Genomic DNA, 221 nt, shown 5'->3' on the forward strand with positions numbered 1-221 from the left:
CCCCCCCCCCCTACCCGCGCCCCCCCCCCCCCCAGATTACTACGCGTCTCGTGGGCTCGGAGATGTGTATAAGAGACAGACTTCGTGTCGCCCGAGGCCTCACGGCTGGCGAAGGGCAACACCGGGCGGGTCGCCCTCGTGGTGCCTCACCTCTCCCGGTGGTTCTTCGGCTCGGTCGTGGAGGGCTGTCTCTTATACACATCTGACGCTGCCGACAACGG

The 221-nt window shown here is 67.0% G+C and carries 1 protein-coding gene; it reads left to right on the plus strand.

Annotation, left to right across the window (positions count from 1 at the left end; translation table 11 throughout):
• Nucleotides 1-206: hypothetical protein (locus ACPYOM_RS24270; RefSeq protein WP_481347944.1), on the plus strand; the 206-nt coding region annotated here is incomplete at its 5' end.
• Nucleotides 207-221 lie beyond the last annotated feature (15 nt).

The sequence above is a fragment of the Monashia sp. HAY1-2A genome (genome assembly GCF_056755315.1).